Genomic DNA, 15,860 nt, shown 5'->3' on the forward strand with positions numbered 1-15,860 from the left:
AGCCACTATTGAACACATGGGTGGCTGCGAAGGGATATTGACGGCTGTGCCTGAGACCGCGGCGAAGGCTCCTCACCAACCTCGGAAAGATGGCAAGCGCCGCGGCTTCATGCGGGCGATCGGCCTCGGCGTCGTCACGGGAGCCGCCGACGACGATTGCTCCGCCATTGGCACTTACGCAAGCGCGGGCGCTCAGTTTGGCCCCGCGCTGCTTTGGACCGCCCCCGTCACCTTCCCGATGATGTTCGCTGTCGTGTATCTGTCCTCCAAACTTGGGCAGGTGACGGGACGGGGTCTCTTCCACGTCATCAAGGAGCACTATCCCGGCTGGATCCTGTGGCCCGCCTTGATCGCCGTTCTGATCGGCAACACCATCGAGGCCGCCGCAGACCTCGGCGGCATGGCCGCTGCGCTGAACCTGTTGATACCGCTGCCCATCCCATGGATCGTAATTGCAGTAGCCGCGACCATTCTCGCCGTCCAGATCTGGGGCTCCTACCATCTCATTCGCAATATCTTCCGGTGGCTGGCCCTGGTGTTGTTTGCATATGTCGGATCGGCCATCCTCGCCAAGCCTGATCTCCAGGACGTGCTGCGCGGCACCTTGGTTCCCACGATCGAATTTTCACGCGAGTTCCTGTCCATTCTGGTTGCGATTATCGGCACCACGCTTTCCGCTTACCTCTACACCTGGCAATCCAACGTCGAGGTCGAAGAAGAAATCGCACAAGGGCGCAAGAAGCTGGAGCAGCGGGAGGGCGCAACATCCGACGAGTTGCGTCGATCCCGCATCGATATCGTGGTCGGAATGCTGTTCTCCAACCTGATCATGTACTTCATCATTCTCTCGACGGGAGCAACGCTTCACAAAGCGGGAGAAAAAAATATCGAGACGGCCGCTCAGGCGGCCGAAGCGTTGCGTCCCTTGGCAGGAGACGCAGCGGGGCTGCTTTTCACCGTCGGAATCATTGCTGTCGGCTTTCTTGCAGTCCCCATCATGACGACCGGCGCCGCTTATGATCTCTGCCAGGTGTTGGGGTGGAAGAGCAGCCTTCACGCCAAGCCGAAAGAGGCAGGGAAATTCTATGCACTGATCGTTTCGTTTACGGTGATCGCGGTCGTCATGAATTTCCTCGGCTTCAATCCAATGAAGGCACTTGTCTATTCCGGCATCGTGCAAGGCTTTTCGACGCCGCCACTGCTGCTGTTGATCATGCTGATGACGACTAGCCGAGCGGTGATGGGCGATAAAACCAACAGCACCTGGATGAATCTGCTGGGTTGGGCGACAGTGGCGGCGATCCTTTCGGCAAGTGCAGGCCTGGTCGTTTCCTGGTTCTTGTGAACGAACTCGTGCTCAGCAGCAGGGGATAGTACATGCAGCGTGTGATGCCCATGTGCCCCCTCAAGCTGCCAGGGCGGCATGTCTCAAGCGCCTTGTCGCCGCACGCCTGACCTTTTCGAAGGCTAAAGCTTCGATCTGTCGCACGCGCTCGCCGGAAATCGACAGTTCGCGCCCGAGCTCTTCCAGGCTCGGCGGATCCTCGCGAAGCCGCCGGGCCTCGAACACGCGGCGCTCCCGCGCCGTCAGCACATCAAGGGCCGAATGGAGCGCCCTCGCCCGTTGCCCGCCTTCATCCTGCTCGGCGATCATCGCCTCCGCGTTCGGCGAAGGGTCGACCAGCCTCGCTTCCCATTCCGTAGGCCCGTCATCATCGACGGATGCATTCAGGGAAAGGTCGCCCGTCAAACGGCTGCTCATCTCGATCACATCGCGAACGGGGACCGCGAGTTCCCGCGCGACGGCCTCGGCCACCTCCGGCGTAAGGCCCGTCCTGTCGCCGCCGAACTTGCGCATGGCGCGCCTGAGGCCAAAGAACAGCTTCCGCTGAGCGGCCGTCGTCCCGATCTTGACCAGCGAGCGCGACCGCAGAATGTAATCGTGGATCGCGGCCTTGATCCACCACAATGCGTAGGTGGAGAACCTGGCGCCACGGCCCGGCTCGAAATGCGAGGCCGCGATGACAAGGCCCAGATTGGCTTCCCCGATCAGATCGGCAAGCGGCAGGTCGTATCGCTGGTAGCGGCGCGCCACCTTGGCCGCGAGCCGGAGATGGCTGGTGACGAGCGCATCGGTAGCGCTTCGGTCTCGGTGCTGCTGCCAGCGCCGGGCAAGCTGCTGCTCGCGCGTCGGTTCAAGCAGAGCGTATCGCTTGATGAGCGTGGCATATTCATCGACGATATCTCGCGATCTGTCTCCAGTCAGCGGCTCGCGCCTGTCTGACAGTATGGTCATGCTGTGGGCGTTCATGGGTGGCTCCAATCCATCGGGTCCGGCAGAGCGACCCTAGGAGAAGACGCCGCGATGCAGCCATTAAATTGGAATTGAGGAATCTAAATTCGCTTTTAGCGTTCATGCCGCCTTGGTGTCGATTTCAGAATCGCACGATCTTGGTTCAGGCGGGAAGCGCGGGACGTCGAGCGGTGAACTTCTGATCGCTCATGCGAATATGACTGCTTCCCTGCAAACGCTTTGCACGACAGCGCAAGATCAGTCGAGATTTGTAAAAGGCAATTTAGTGGGACGCGGTCGCGCCCGCCCTACATCTCCGTCATGCATCCGCTGCCTGGATGCAGCCTCAAGCGAGCAGTCCGCATTCGAAAAGAACACGCGCCCGTTGCGGCATGTGACTGCGCATGCGCGTCCAGCGAACTGCCGCGTAGATGATATGGAGAAAGACAATGACCTCGATCAAGACCATCGCTGTCGCAGGATTGCTGTCCATGATGGCGGCAGCGCCTGCATTCGCGCAAGAAGCCATTCAGGAGCCGGGCAGTTTTGCATTTTTCTATCCGAATCTGGACGTGCTGAATGGCGGTGCGCCGACGCCGGCTTACCGGATGGAAGGGCTGCCGCCCTCGGTGATGCAGGCCTACAACGAAAGGGAAAGCGGTATGGCCGGCCCCAGGGTCTGGCAGCATCGGCGTGTCCACCACGTATCCCCCGCCGAGCATGATGACCGCCGGCATGGGTGACGTTGGCGGATAGCGATCTATGTCCGGCCACCTTCCTCATCGGGGCAAACGATCTCCACCCGGCCTCCCGGGCCGGCGTGGATGATCAGGCGAAAGCCGTGCAGCTTCACGATTGCCGAGACCAGGTTGAGCCCGAGGCCGATGCCCGGCGTGTTGCGAATCTTGTCCGAGCGATAGAACCGGCGCAACACGGCGTCATGTTCGTGCGCGCTGATCCCCGGACCCGTGTCTGTCACACGCAAGATAGTCTCGCCCTCACCGCGCAGCAGCGCGAGCTCGACCCTGCCGCTCCGGGGCGTGAACTTGATGGCATTGTCGACGAGATTGGCCACCGCCTCCAGCAGCAGGTCGCGATCGCCGCGCACGGAAAACTTGTCGGCTATGTTCACGCTCAGCGCGATCTGCTTGTCTTCGGCGATCGGCTCGTACATGTCGCAGACCTCGCGCAGCATGTCGCCGAGCGCAACGTCGCCAAACGCGGACGAGCGGCGGCTGTTCTCGATCTCCGCAAGCCGCAACAGTGCCGTGACGATCGACAGCGACTGGTCGATGCCGGCGATGGCCTTGTCGACAACTTCCTGGAGTTGCTCCAGGGTCGTCGCGTTGGTACGGCCGCGCTCGAGCGTCAGACGAGCGCGCGTCAGCGGCGTTCGCAGATCGTGGGCGATGTCGTTGCCGACGCCGGCCAGCGCGTTGATCATGGTCTCCAGCTCATCGAGCATGCGGTTGACGATGGCGGCGAGCCGCGAGAACGGTTCATCGACGTTCTTGTGCGGCAGCCGCTCGCGTAGATCTCCGGCGATGATGCGCTGGACGCGCAGGTTGACCTCCTCGACCCGCCTGTGGGCGCGCGCGCTCAACCAGGCGCCGGCCAGCAACCAGAGACAGAACGCAGGCAACAGGCCAATCGCCAGCGCCGCTCCGACGACCCTGAAGACTTCCGCCGTTTCGTCGACGTTTCGCCCGACCACCAATATGTCGCCGTTCTCGAGGCGCCGCGCGACGGTTCTGACGGATGTCGCACCGGCTTCCTTGTCATCAAGGCGCACCAGCGGCATGCTCCGCGCCGGTGCCCCGATGTCGAGCCCGTCCGGCAGGGCTGCGACATTGCCGGCCAGCCGATTCCCCTTCGCGTCGAACACACCGGAGAACTGGACGCCGCGGGAATCCTGCCCGAGATGATCATTGAGCGCACCGATCAGACGCTCGCGCGGCAATCCGGCAAAGAAGCCGATCTGCGTCGTGATCATGCGATCGGATCGCGCGATCAGATAGTTGTCGATTCTGAAGTAGATGAAACCGAACAAAACCGTGACGAAGATCGCGAACAGGCCCGCCAGCACCGTGGTCCAGTGGAACGTCTTCGAGCGTATGAACTGCAACTGAAGCTTCCCAATCCTGCCGTCCGGTTGCCTTGCCCGACGGCGCGAGCGCCCGGTACGATCGCCAAAATCAGTCAGGGCACGGCACGAAGAATGAACCCTGCGCCGCGGACATTTTGAATCATCGGGGCGTCGCCCGGACCGTCGACCTTGTGCCGCACGCGACCCATATGAACGTCGACCAGGTTGGTGGCGGGGACGAACTTGTAGTTCCAGACCTCTTCGAGCAGCATCGCGCGCGTCAAGAGCTGGTCGCTCCGCCGCATCATGTATTCGAGCAGCCGAAACTCGCGCGGCAAGAGATCGATCCTGCGCTCGCCGCGTTTTGCCGTCCGCTCGATCAGGTCAAGCTCGAGTTGGCCCACCCGCAGGTTGGTTTCCCGCGTTTCCGGCGGGCGGCGCAGCAACGCCTCTATTCGCGCGACGAGTTCGACGATCGCAAACGGCTTGGTGAGGTAGTCGTCGCCTCCCATCCGCAATCCGCGCACGCGGTCATCGACCGCGCCAAGTGCGCTCAGCACCAGCACCGGCGTGCGCACCTGATCTTTCCGCAAGGACTCGATGACGGTGAGGCCATCCATTCCCGGCAGCAGGCGGTCGACGATCATGGCGTCCGGCCGCAGGTCGCGCGCCTTGGCAAGGCCATCCAGGCCGTCGGCCGACCATGCTACCTCGAAGCCACGATCGGCCAGTTCGGCCGTGATTTCCCCTGCCGTCTCGCCGTCATCTTCTATGAGGAGAACCTTCGCCATCCGATCGATCCGATTGCTATCAAGATACCCTCGCGACGCCAGGTGGCAATGATACGCTGAGCAACCGATAATGCCATGGCGACGCGCACAAGTCTCACGGTTCAGGGGAGCCAGACAGCGCCGCGATCCCTACCAGATCCTGCAGGTGCTATCCGCCAGGCGGCCATCCGCCGCCTCGGGACGAGCACAGCAGGGCCCGCCCGAAACAGTTAGCCGTCGGCGGCCCGTTGCGCCAATAAATAGCAATTTAATGAATCGTCGGGCCTGCATTGCCCGATCAGCCGGCGCTATGTCGGACAGATCGGGACCCGCATCACCTTCACGCCGAGTTGAGAGCGCGTGAAGCGATATTCGCTTTGGACGACGGCGGGCCAGCCGCACGTCACAGGAAGAAGCCGGCCTGGCTTCCTCACCTATGGAGAACACCCATGCGCAACCTGAAACTTCTGTCGGCTGTGTTGCTCACCACAGCCACCATCGCCACTCCGGTACTGGCCGCCAACGCGCGGCATGTCGTAACCGATACCCATGGCCGCGTGATGTCGACGATGCATCGCGACGAAGGCGATACCTGCATCCGGGCTCCGCGCGTCGGCGCTTATGCCACGGCACCGTGGACCAATGCGGCGCCTTGCGAACCCAACACGGGTTACTGATCCGCTTGCATTACGACCCAACAATGAACTTGCCGGGCTGGCGGGATATCCCGCCGGTCCGTTTTCTTTTGCCCGCGCGCCAACGTGTTCTCCTTTGAGACGCATAGCTGCGGCTGCTCCAGTTCGTGAATGCCAAGGCGGCGAAGACTAACGCCGAATTTAATGGATGCCTTGTGCATCGCAGCTACCTGTCACTCATCCGACGTTTTGTTCGCGCGGCCCGTTGAAGCTCGGGCGCCACGGCGCCGAGCAATCTGACTGAAAGGAGTGTCACGATGAAACGAATGTTCACGATACTGGCAACGGCTCTTCTCGCTTCGAGTCTGGTGGTGGGCGCGGCCGAAGCCCGCGGTGGCGGCGGTGGCGGCCACGGCGGCGGCTTCGGTGGCGGCGGTGGCCATATGGGCGGTGGTTTCGGTGGCGGTGGCCACATGGGCGGCTTTGGCGGCGGAGGCCACATCGGAGGCTTTGGCGGCGGCGCCCATATCGGCGGCATAGGCGTCGGCGAACATCTGGGAGGCCTCGGCGGTAACCACATCGGCGTCGGCCACATCGGTGCACACGGCTTCGGACTCCACCAGCACGCCGTGCATCGCTTCGACAGGTACGGGCCGGGATACGGCTACGGGTACTACGGTTATCCCGATTGCTATGACTGGTATTACCTGCACCCCTACAGCCCCTTGCCCCTGAGCTGTAGCTGAACCCGCCGCGCAGGACCCTGCGCGCTGGCTGTCGGTTCGGAGGACGTTTTCCTGCTTTCTTTAAACGTCCTCCGGACCGATCCCCCAATAGCCGAAAGATATCGCGTGGACATCGCGCCACGCGTTGTCGCGCCGGTCGAACGGTACTGGAGAGCAACATGAAACGCTTCCTGATGATCACGGCAGCCTCTGCCTCGCTGTGCGGCCCGGCCTTTGCGCAGCAGGCTCAAGTGATGCCGACGCCTTTGCTGGCGGCGACCTCGCCGCTGGGCATGGTGCCAAGCGCGCCGGTCGGCGGCACCGGCATCCCGCTCGGCGCAACGGAAATCGCCTCACCCGGCGTAAGTCCGGCGCCGGCCGACCAGACCGGCACAATCGGCAGCACCGTGTGCTCGACGATCGGCACGGCACCGTCGACGATGTTCGGATCGGCTTCGACCTTCGATGGCGGCGGCGTGGCGGTCGGGACCATCACACCGCAGAGTACGATGTCCGCGATGCCGATGGCAGGAGCGCCAAATTCGTCTGGAATGTCGTCATCGGGCATTCCGCCGACATCAGCCCTGATCGACACCTCGGGTACATCGAGCATGTGCGGCGCAGGCTCGGGTAGCCTAGCAGCATCATCGACGCCGACGTCTCCGGTGGCGCCGGGCGGCGTGGCGCGAACCGGAATTCCCATGGGTTCGACGGAGATCGTCAATCTCGGCGTCACCTCCGCTGCGGCAGTGCCGACCATCGGCGTCGCGCCCACGACTAGCACCATCGCGTCGACGATCCCGACGGTGCCCGCCGTCACGCTGCCGGCACCGAACACGACGGCTGTCGCCGCGTCCACCGACGCCATCACAGGGATACCGAACATCACAGGGGTGCCGAACACGATACCAGGCCTATCAACCGCCGCCACGATGTTCCGTTGAGCGGAAACCCACGCGCGAGAAGCAGCCATGAAAAAGAAAGTCGCAATATCCGCAGTCCTGTTCTGCGCCGTCGCTGCCGGCGGCCTTCTCTACTTCACGCACGCCAACGTGTTCAAAGCCGCTGTCGCGGCCGCGCCGCCCCCTCCGGTTCCGGTCGTAGCCGGCGTGGTCGCGCAGCATGACGTACCGATCTACCAGAACGGCGTCGGCACCGTGATCGCGTACAACACCGATGTCATGCGGGCCCAGATCCAGGGCCAGCTCATCAGCATCAATTTCACCGAAGGGCAGACCGTCCATGCCGGCGACCTGCTCGCGCAAATCGATCCGCGTCCCTACCAGGCCCAGATCGACCAGTTCGAGGGCAATCTGGAGCGCGATCAGGCCCAGCTCACCAATGCCCGCGCCAATCTCACCCGTTACAACCAACTCGGCGACAAGGGCTGGGCCACGCCGCAACTGATCGAAACCCAGAAGGCGCAGGTCGGCCAGTTGGAGGCAGCGATCAAGACCGACCAGGCGCTGATCGAGGCCGCCAAGGTGCAACTCAGCTACACGCGGCTGACTTCGCCGATCGACGGCGTGGTCGGCATTCGCCAGATCGACGTCGGCAACATCATCAGCCCGACGACGGCCAACGGCCTCGTCGTCGTGACCCAGCTCGATCCCATCTCGCTGATCTTCACGCTGCCGGAAGGCGTGCTGCCGCAGATCCTCAAGCAACAGCAAGCGACCAAGACGCCGCTTCCGGTCCTCGCCTATAATCAGGATGACACCCTGCAGCTAGGCCGGGGCGAGCTCGCGCTGGTCAACAACGAGATCCTGCAGACGACCGGCTCGATCCAGCTCAAGGCAACCTTTCCCAACAAGTCTCGCGAGCTGTGGCCGGGTGAACTGGTGAATGCGCGGCTGCTCGTCACGACCCGACATAACGGGCTGACCGTCCCCGCTTCGGTCGTACAGCAGGGTCCGAACGGCGCCTATGCCTATGTCATCAAGCCCGACAGCACCGTAGCGATGCGCCCCGTCAAGCTCGCACAGATCACCGACGGCGAGGCGCTGATCGATTCCGGCCTGAAAGCCGGCGAGCAGGTCGTCGTCGACGGACAATACCGGCTGCAGCCGGGCACACATGTCACGCCGCTGCACGGCGAAGCAGCCGAGGAAGCAGCGGCACAGCAAGCACAACAGGCGACGATCCCATGAACATATCCGCGCCCTTCATCCACCGGCCAATCGCAACGGCGCTCCTGATGGTCGGCCTTCTGGTCGGCGGCCTTATCGCCTACCCGTTGCTGCCGGTCGCGGCGTTGCCGAACGTGAATTATCCGACGCTTCAGGTGACGGCGCAGTTGCCGGGCGCGGACCCGCAGACCATGGCGGCGTCGGTAGCGACACCGCTCGAACTCCAGTTCGGGCAGATTCCGGGTCTCCTCCAGATGACGTCGGCGAGCGCACTCGGATTCACCCAGATCACGCTGCAGTTCGATCTGAACCGCCAGATCGACGGAACGGTCAGCGACACGCTGTCGGCGATCAACGCCGCGAGTCCCTTCTTGCCGCCCGGCATTCCCTATCCGCCCACCATCCGCAAGGTCAATCCGGCGGACACGCCGATCCTGGTGCTCGGTCTCACATCGGACAGCCTGCCGCTGACCACAGTGGATGCGTACGCGGAAAACATTCTGCTGCAGAAGATATCGCAGATACCGGGCGTCGGCCTCGTCGGCATCGGCGGCCAGCAAAAGCCCGCCGTGCGCGTGCAGCTCGATCCGCAGGCGCTTGCCGCACGCGGCATCAATCTCGAGGACGTCCGCACCGCGCTCGGCCAAGCCAATGTCGATTTGCCGAAAGGCACGCTCAACAGCCCGCGCCAGACCTATACGCTGAACACCAACGATCAGCTCCTGAAGGCGGAGGACTACGCCAATCTCGTGATCGCCTATCGAAACGGCTCGCCGGTTCGCATCCGCGACGTCGGCCGCGCTGTCAGCGCGCCGGAAAACGACCTGATCGCCGGCTGGTACAACAACCGGCGCGCCGTCATCCTGGCGATCCAGCGCCAGCCCGGCGCCAACGTCATCGACACCGTCGAGCGGATCAAGGTCGAGATGCCGGTGCTACAGGCCTCGATCCCGCCCGCGATCAAGGTCAACGTCATCTCCGACCGCACCGATACGGTCCGCGCATCCATCCACGACGTTCAGTTCACGCTGATGCTGACGGTTGCGCTGGTGGTGATGGTGATCTTTATCTTCCTGAGAAACTTCTGGGCGACGGTCATCCCTGCGGTCACCGTTCCACTGTCGCTGATCGGCACGCTCGCTGTCCTCTACGAGCTCGGCTACAGCCTCGACAACCTGTCGCTGATGGCGTTGTCGATCGCCGTCGGCTTCGTGGTCGACGACGCCGTGGTCGTGATCGAGAACATCGTGCGGCACATGGAAGGCGGCGCCACGCCATTCGAGGCGGCGCTGAAGGGCGCCGGCGAGATCGGCTTCACCATCATGTCGATCACGCTGTCGCTGATCGCCGTGTTCATTCCGCTGTTCCTGATGGGCGGATATGTCGGGCTGCTGTTCCGCGAATTTGCCGTCACCGTCAGCGTAGCCCTGGTGCTGTCGCTCCTGATCTCGCTGACCCTGACGCCGATGATGTGCGCGCGGCTGCTCAAGCCGGAAAACAGGACGCACGGACGGTTGTTCCGCATCCTCGAAGGTGGCTTCAATTCACTGCTCGGAGTCTACGAGGCCGGTCTCAAGATCGTGCTTCGTCACCGTTTCATCACCCTGTGGACGATGTTTGCGACCATCGGGCTGACCGGCTATCTCTACGTCGTCATCCCCAAAGGCTTCTTTCCGCAGCAGGACACCGGATTGATCATCGGTCTGTCCGAAGCCGCACAGGATATTTCCTATTCTGCGATGACTGAGCGCCAGCAGGCGCTGCTGAATGCCATCACGCGGGATCCGGCCGTCGCATCCGTCGGCTCGGCGATCGGCGCCGGCGGCGGCAACACCACGGTCAACAATGGCCGCATCTATATTGCGCTCAAGCCCTACAAGCAGCGCGATAGCATGGAAACGGTGCTCGCCCGCCTGCGCACCAACCTGGCCAAGATCCAGGGCATCACGCTCTATATGCAGGCCGCGCAGGATATCACGATCGGCGGACGCGTCTCGAAAACCCAATATCAGTACACGCTGGGGGATGCCGATCCCGGCGAGCTGAATCACTGGGCCGCGCTGTTCCTCGACAGGATCAAGAAGGTCCCCGGCATCACCGACGTCGCGACCGACCAGCTCAATTCCGGTCCCTTGCTCGACATCTCCATCAAACGCGAGGTGGCTTCGAGCTACGGCATCCTGCCGTTCACCATCGACAACACGCTCGATGACGCCTTTGGCCAGCGCATCGTCTCAACGATGTATACGACCCTGAACCAGTACCACGTCATCATGGAGGTCAATCCGAAATTCCAGTACTCGCCCGAGGCGTTAACCGGAATCTACGTCAAATCCTCAACCGGCCAGGAAGTGCCGCTATCGACGCTGGTCGACAGCGTGGTCAAGGTCGCTCCGCTCGTGGTCAATCACCAGGGACAGTTTCCGTCGGTGACGATCTCCTTCAACCTGCTCCCCGGCACGGCGATCGGCCAAGCGACCAGCGCCATCCAGAGTATCGAGAAGCAGCTCGGCAAACCGCTTTCGCTGCAGACCAGCTTCCAGGGCAACGCACAGGCGTTCGGCGATTCGTTGTCGACGACGCCAATCCTGATCGTGGCGGCGCTGTTCGTGATCTATCTCATCCTCGGCATCTTGTATGAGAGCCTGATCCATCCCATCACCATCATCTCGACACTGCCGTCCGCGGGGCTCGGAGCACTGTTGTTGTTGATGGCGGTTCACCTCGATCTCAGCGTGATCGCGATTGTCGGCATCATCCTGCTGATCGGCATCGTCAAGAAGAACGGCATCATGCTGGTCGATTTCGCCCTGCATGTCGGCCAACAGGAGCGATTGTCGGCGGAAGACGCCATCTATCGCGCCTGCGTCATGCGTTTCCGGCCGATCCTCATGACCACGATGGCAGCCATGCTTGCTGGCGTTCCCATGATGCTCGGGACAGGCGCAGGCTCCGAGATCCGTCAGCCGCTGGGCTACGCCATCGTCGGAGGACTGGCCGTGTCGCAGCTTCTCACGCTGTATACGACGCCGGTGGTCTACATCTATCTCGACCGGCTGCAGACCTGGCTGTTCGGCAAGAAGAAGCCGGCGATTGACGAGGGCTCCAACGTGATGCCGGCGGAGTGACGAGAGTTCCGGCGGCTCACTGAGACGCGATGATATCCATTCGAGTGTCAGGCTCTCTTCGGGTGTAAGGTCACAACCGAGCGCGAAGCTGCCTGCGCGCTCATCACCTCCTCAATGGCGGCCAGCAGCGCCGCCTGGTCGAACGGCTTGGAGATGCGAGGCAAGTGAGGCTGCGTCGAGCCGAGCAGTTCGGCATACCCTGTGCAGAGCACCACGGGCGTGCCGGGACGCTCGGCGGCCACTGCCTCGGCAAGCAGCAACCCGTTCATCCCCGGCATGGCGTAATCGGTCACCACGATGTCAATCTTCGGCATTCGGCGCAGAAGCTGAACTGCCTCCTCGCCGGAGCGCGCCTCGATCACGGCGTGGCCGAGATCGTCGAGCATCGCAGCGACACTGTCGAGGACGAGAAGATCATCGTCGACGACCAGCACGGAAAGGGCGCGGCTGCCGCGGGGCGCGGAACGCGACGGCTCCGCCGCATGGGGCACCGGCAGCTTTTCGTCCTGAGAGGCGGGCAGCCAGATCTCGGCCGTGGTCCCTTCGCCGATGCGGCTCTTCAGCCGCAACACGCCTCCGGACTGTTCGGCCAACCCTTTCACCATCGAGAGGCCGAGACCGGTCCCCTTGCCGACGCCCTTGGTCGTAAAGAACGGCTCCTGCGCATGCCTGAGCGTCTCCTCGTCCATGCCGCATCCGGTGTCGCTCACCGAGAGCGCGACGTATCGTCCCTCGTCAAGGCCATCGATGGCATGCTCTTCGCGTGCAGCGATGCTGATGACCCCGCCACTGGCCGCGATCGCATCGCGCGCATTGACGGCGAGGTTGAGGATCGCGAGCTCGAGTTGGTTGGCATCGACCTTCACCTTCGAAAGCTCGATCGGAAAACGGGTCTCGACCCGGATGGCTGGATCAAACTTCAGGAGAGCCGCCATTCCGCGCACCAGCTCCGGGACATCCACAACGACGGGCTTGAGGTCCTGCTTGCGCGCGAACGCCAGCATGCGCTGGGTCAGCGAGGCGCCGCGCAGCGCACCTTGAATCGCGTTGTCGAGCAGGCGGTGAATCCGAGGATCTTCCGGCTGGAGGCGCTTCTTCGCCAGTTCGAGGCTGCCCAGGATCACGGCAAGTATGTTGTTGAAGTCGTGGGCGACGCCGCCGGTAAGCTGTCCGACAGTCTCCATCTTCTGCGATATCACGAGCGCATCGCGCGTGCGCTCCAGCGCTTCCTGGGCTCGGCGCCGTTCCGTCACGTCGCGCACGATCTTGGCGAAGCCGATTGCCTCGCCACGCTCGTTTTGCACCACGCGTATCGTCGCCTCGGCCCAGAAGCGGCTGCCGTCCTTGCGAACGCGCCAGCCCTCGCCTGCCGACTTGCCTTCCCGCTCTGCGTCGCGAAGCACGGCATCGGGAACTCCGGACTCGCAGTCTTCTTCGGTGTGAAGGATGGCGTAGTGGTTACCTATGATCTCGTCGCCATAGCCGATTAGCCGGCGTGCGCCGAGATTCCAGTTCGCCACGCGCCCTTCGGGGTCGAGCATGAAGATGGCGTGATCGGCCACCCCCTCCACCAGCAGGCGGAATTTCTCCTCGCTCCGCCTGAGTGCCTCGGCTTCGCGATCGGCACGTTCTGCCGAGGCGCGGTCGTACACGGCCGCGGCGAGCCCGATGACGAGGACGACGATCGTGGTGCCGGCGACCAGGAACGCGAGCGGCGCCTGCCCAACCGCGCCGTGGGCCGCGCGGCCAAGAATGACATCCGTGGCAACGAAGGAGGAGCCCCGCATGGCCGCGTAGTGCATCCCGGAGATCGCCACCCCCATGACGGCGCCCGCCGATATGCGCTCGAGCACGCTCGTCATGTGAAAGGCGAGGCGCAGCGCAATGATGGACGCGCCGATCGCAATGGCGATGGAAAGCACAACCCAGACGGGATCGTAGTGGATCGCAGCCGACATCCGCATGGCGCTCATGCCGGTGTAATGCATGCCGGAGATCGCGAGCCCCATTCCAATGCCGGAAACGACGAGCGCGTTCGAACGCTGACTTACGACCACGAACGCGGCTGCAGCGACCAAAATGGGAAGGGCAAGCGAGAGCAGCGTCAGGAGCGGATCGTAGGAAATTTCGACGCCGGGCAGGCTGAACGCCAGCATGGCCACGAAATGCATGGACCAGATGCCGCCACCCATGGCGACGGCCGCAGCCCCAAGCCAGCCCAGGCTGGCGGAGCCGGAGGCAGCCCGCATGCGAGTCGCGAGATCCAGCGCCGTATAGGAAGAAAGCGCGGCGATCAGGACTGACAGCGCGACAAGAACGGGGTCATGGGTGCCTGGATGGTGATGCATTCCGTTGATGTCGCAAGGGAAGCATCTCAATAGCACCGTTCTTGCGGCCGTGCATTGTTCCCGCGCCAAATCGCAATTGAGGGTGCCGGGCTCGGCGGAGCGCCTGGCCGGGGGCCGGAGGGATCGAACCTCCGAATGGCGGAATCGAGATCCGCCAAATTATCCAATGATTTCAAGGCGCCTTTGGAAAAAGCTCAAGACGGCCCGTAGCCTTTCAATAGCTTGGCTGCCGCTTCCAAATAGCAGCAGCCTCCAGAGGATCGGTCCCGGCAATATCGGGGAGCGACTGCGCTCAATGGCCTGCGCACGAATCAATGTTGGCGGCCCGTTGGGCGGCCCGGCACGCGGCGATTGATCGTCGTTCAGCCGTGATATGCAAACAGCTCGATTGGGCCGTTGAAGCCGCGCACCGGATATTCCCCGACGCGTTCGAGATCGAAATCGTTTTCGACGAAATCAGCGAACGCGCGGGACAGCAGCACCGTTTTTCCCAACTGTTTGGTGAGGGCTTCGAGACGCGAAGCCATGTTGACCGCAGGACCGATGACCGTGAAGTCGAGCCGGCTGCGCGAGCCGATATTGCCGTACATGACGTCTCCGACGTGGACGCCGATGCCGTAATTCAGCGGCTCACGACCGGTTTCGCTATTTTTTTCGTTGAGAGCAAGCATGGCCTGACGGGCTTCAGCCACGGCATGCAGCAGATTTGCGCAGGCCGACGGCTGGCTGAGCGGAAAAATGGCAAGCAGGCCGTCGCCGATGAATTTCAGTATTTCCCCGCCATGTCGCGCAATCGGCTCCGACATCGCATCGAAATAGCCGTTCAGAAGATCAATGACGTCATCGCGCGGCCAGTTGTCGGAGATCCTTGTGAAATCACGCAGATCGCAGATCATGATGGCGGCGCGTACCGTCGTCCCGCTGCCCCGCCTGGTGGCGCCGGCTAGAATGAGCTCGCTGGCATGCGACCCGACATAGGTTTCGAGCAGCGTTCGCGCCAACCGGTTCTTGACACGGATTTCGCTGACCAGCGCCAGAACCGGCAACAGTTCCAACAGGCTGGCGATATGCGCATCGTCGAAACCTCCTGGCCGGTCGGTTGCAAAGGTCACGATATGCCGCTTACCGAGCGTATGGTATAGCGGCCACGCCACATAGTCAGTCAGGCCTTTCGCCCGCATCTCGTCAAAGACGGCATGCTTGCGGCCCAGTGACGGATCCTGTTCGAGATTCTCGCGCACTTCGGTGGCGCCGTCATGGACTTCGTTGGCGGGACTACCGATGTACTCGGATCGCTCCCTGACGTCGTAGTCGACCCTCGCAATCTCCGCCTCGCGCATCCCGTCGGCCCACATGATCCGTGCGCCAAGCCATTGCGGATGGTGGATCAGGATATGAAGCGACGCCCGCTTGACGGGAATGCCTGCTCGCTGGAGCCGGATACACAGCTCAGCGAAAATATTGTCAATGAAGCGCTCATCGCGCGTGTCGTTTGTCAGCCAGTGCAGGACGTCCCGGTCAGAACGCGCGGCAACGGGATCGATTTTTGGCGGCGCGTTCATATCTTGCTCCTGAGCGGTGACCTGGATCGACGGTACAGGGTATGTCGTGTCCCCGCTCGACGTCGTCAACGGAGCCCGCCGCAATCTGCTTGTGCGCATTGATAGCGTTGGTGAATTTCCCGCGTTTGGGATGCCGCAGTTGGCTCGCGGCGACCGGGTGTGTCCTTCGCGTCGACCAGGAAAA

General features: G+C 62.7%; 12 protein-coding genes. 6 read left to right on the forward strand and 6 right to left on the reverse strand.

Features of this window, described 5'->3' with window-relative positions:
• Nucleotides 1-46: 46 nt before the first annotated feature.
• Nucleotides 47-1,345 carry an Nramp family divalent metal transporter gene (locus tag KJQ96_RS02285; protein WP_309142352.1) on the forward strand — a complete coding sequence of 433 codons (1,299 nt, stop codon included), beginning with the start codon at nt 47-49 and terminating at the stop codon, nt 1,343-1,345.
• A 60-nt stretch (nt 1,346-1,405) separates the two neighbouring features.
• Here KJQ96_RS02285 and KJQ96_RS02290 read toward each other — a convergent pair whose 3' ends face one another.
• Nucleotides 1,406-2,311: an RNA polymerase factor sigma-32 gene (locus KJQ96_RS02290; protein WP_213285060.1), complete on the reverse strand. Its 906-nt coding sequence runs from the start codon at nt 2,309-2,311 to the stop codon at nt 1,406-1,408.
• A gap of 431 nt (nt 2,312-2,742) precedes the next feature.
• Between KJQ96_RS02290 and KJQ96_RS02295 the strand changes: the two genes are divergently transcribed.
• Entirely contained in the window at nt 2,743-3,036 is a 294-nt protein-coding gene (locus KJQ96_RS02295; protein ID WP_213285061.1) for a hypothetical protein, read from the forward strand.
• A 17-nt stretch (nt 3,037-3,053) separates the two neighbouring features.
• Here KJQ96_RS02295 and KJQ96_RS02300 read toward each other — a convergent pair whose 3' ends face one another.
• Together KJQ96_RS02300 and KJQ96_RS02305 are read right to left on the reverse strand one after the other, a co-directional pair.
• Complete coding sequence (locus KJQ96_RS02300) at nt 3,054-4,418, reverse strand: HAMP domain-containing sensor histidine kinase (RefSeq protein ID WP_249733609.1); 1,365 nt, start codon at nt 4,416-4,418, stop codon at nt 3,054-3,056.
• A 74-nt stretch (nt 4,419-4,492) separates the two neighbouring features.
• Nucleotides 4,493-5,170, reverse strand: a complete 678-nt coding sequence (locus KJQ96_RS02305; RefSeq protein WP_213285062.1) for a response regulator transcription factor — start codon at nt 5,168-5,170, stop codon at nt 4,493-4,495.
• Nucleotides 5,171-5,598: 428 nt separating this feature from the next.
• Here KJQ96_RS02305 and KJQ96_RS02310 point away from each other — a divergent pair, with 428 nt between their 5' ends.
• Together KJQ96_RS02310 and KJQ96_RS02315 are read left to right on the forward strand one after the other, a co-directional pair.
• Nucleotides 5,599-5,826 (forward strand): hypothetical protein, encoded by a 228-nt coding sequence (locus tag KJQ96_RS02310; protein WP_213285063.1) that lies wholly within the window; start codon nt 5,599-5,601, stop codon nt 5,824-5,826.
• Nucleotides 5,827-6,101: 275 nt separating this feature from the next.
• Entirely contained in the window at nt 6,102-6,530 is a 429-nt protein-coding gene (locus tag KJQ96_RS02315; protein WP_213285064.1) for a hypothetical protein, read from the forward strand.
• A 226-nt stretch (nt 6,531-6,756) separates the two neighbouring features.
• Here KJQ96_RS02315 and KJQ96_RS02320 read toward each other — a convergent pair whose 3' ends face one another.
• The gene (locus KJQ96_RS02320; RefSeq protein ID WP_213285065.1) at nt 6,757-7,440 is read right to left on the reverse strand and encodes a hypothetical protein; all 684 of its coding nucleotides are present in this window, start codon (nt 7,438-7,440) and stop codon (nt 6,757-6,759) included.
• A gap of 40 nt (nt 7,441-7,480) precedes the next feature.
• Here KJQ96_RS02320 and KJQ96_RS02325 point away from each other — a divergent pair, with 40 nt between their 5' ends.
• Both KJQ96_RS02325 and KJQ96_RS02330 read left to right on the forward strand, forming a co-directional pair.
• On the forward strand, nt 7,481-8,659 hold the full coding sequence (locus tag KJQ96_RS02325; protein ID WP_213285066.1) for an efflux RND transporter periplasmic adaptor subunit: 1,179 nt from the start codon (nt 7,481-7,483) through the stop codon (nt 8,657-8,659).
• Nucleotides 8,656-11,766: an efflux RND transporter permease subunit gene (locus KJQ96_RS02330; RefSeq protein WP_213285067.1), complete on the forward strand. Its 3,111-nt coding sequence runs from the start codon at nt 8,656-8,658 to the stop codon at nt 11,764-11,766. The genes KJQ96_RS02325 and KJQ96_RS02330 overlap by 4 nt, the downstream gene beginning before the upstream one ends.
• Nucleotides 11,767-11,813: 47 nt before the next feature.
• Here the strand turns inward: KJQ96_RS02330 and KJQ96_RS02335 are convergent, their stop codons facing one another.
• Nucleotides 11,814-14,114: an MHYT domain-containing protein gene (locus tag KJQ96_RS02335; RefSeq protein ID WP_213285068.1), complete on the reverse strand. Its 2,301-nt coding sequence runs from the start codon at nt 14,112-14,114 to the stop codon at nt 11,814-11,816.
• A 362-nt stretch (nt 14,115-14,476) separates the two neighbouring features.
• Nucleotides 14,477-15,676, reverse strand: coding sequence for an adenylate/guanylate cyclase domain-containing protein (locus KJQ96_RS02340; protein WP_213285069.1), 1,200 nt, complete (start codon nt 15,674-15,676; stop codon nt 14,477-14,479).
• Between the last annotated feature and the right edge of the window lie 184 nt (nt 15,677-15,860).

The sequence above is a fragment of the Bradyrhizobium sp. sGM-13 genome (assembly GCF_018398875.1).
Taxonomy (GTDB): Bacteria; Pseudomonadota; Alphaproteobacteria; order Rhizobiales; family Xanthobacteraceae; genus Bradyrhizobium.

Bases quoted from the DNA above. Each gene is read 5' to 3' on its own strand.
- KJQ96_RS02310 (WP_213285063.1), top strand. From the start codon at position 5,599: ATGCGCAACCTGAAACTTCTGTCGGCTGTGTTGCTCACCACAGCCACC.
- KJQ96_RS02340 (WP_213285069.1), bottom strand. From the start codon at position 15,676: ATGAACGCGCCGCCAAAAATCGATCCCGTTGCCGCGCGTTCTGACCGG.
- KJQ96_RS02290 (WP_213285060.1), bottom strand. From the start codon at position 2,311: ATGAACGCCCACAGCATGACCATACTGTCAGACAGGCGCGAGCCGCTG.
- KJQ96_RS02330 (WP_213285067.1), top strand. From the start codon at position 8,656: ATGAACATATCCGCGCCCTTCATCCACCGGCCAATCGCAACGGCGCTC.
- KJQ96_RS02335 (WP_213285068.1), bottom strand. From the start codon at position 14,114: ATGCATCACCATCCAGGCACCCATGACCCCGTTCTTGTCGCGCTGTCA.
- KJQ96_RS02295 (WP_213285061.1), top strand. From the start codon at position 2,743: ATGACCTCGATCAAGACCATCGCTGTCGCAGGATTGCTGTCCATGATG.
- KJQ96_RS02325 (WP_213285066.1), top strand. From the start codon at position 7,481: ATGAAAAAGAAAGTCGCAATATCCGCAGTCCTGTTCTGCGCCGTCGCT.
- KJQ96_RS02315 (WP_213285064.1), top strand. From the start codon at position 6,102: ATGAAACGAATGTTCACGATACTGGCAACGGCTCTTCTCGCTTCGAGT.
- KJQ96_RS02305 (WP_213285062.1), bottom strand. From the start codon at position 5,170: ATGGCGAAGGTTCTCCTCATAGAAGATGACGGCGAGACGGCAGGGGAA.